This is a genomic window from Gilliamella sp. wkB171, assembly GCF_001693755.1.
GTDB lineage: Bacteria > Pseudomonadota > Gammaproteobacteria > Enterobacterales > Orbaceae > Gilliamella > Gilliamella apicola_F.
In genome coordinates this window covers 1-335 of sequence record NZ_LYST01000014.1, presented here as the reverse complement: position 1 = coordinate 335, position 335 = coordinate 1, and the positions used below count along the sequence as shown (strand labels likewise).

Below are 335 nucleotides of genomic sequence, written 5' to 3'. Positions count from 1 at the left end.
ATTTATTTTCAAAAAAAAATTATTTATTACTTCATGGCTAAAAATGTTTTTTTTCAAGTAACCTAATAAGTTGGAATTTATATTTATTTCCGTATTTTGTGCATAAAGTAAATATTCCTCCAAACAATTAATAATTTCTTCAAAATTCTCATTCAAGTTATCAATATTTTTTACTGAAGAATAGCCAGGTGTAGGTTTAATGAGAGACAAAGTTAACAAAGCATCATAAAAATCTTTTTCTATGCCCGCCCAATTTTGGTTTGCACTATTATAAACAATAATTTTAAAAAAACTGTTTGATACTAATTTTATAAATGAATTAGAGATATTTTTGT

1 protein-coding gene is annotated in these 335 nt (G+C 23.0%); it reads right to left on the bottom strand.

Annotated features, from left to right (window positions below):
- Positions 1-335: hypothetical protein (locus A9G03_RS12630; protein ID WP_218837055.1), on the bottom strand; the 335-nt coding region annotated here is incomplete at both ends.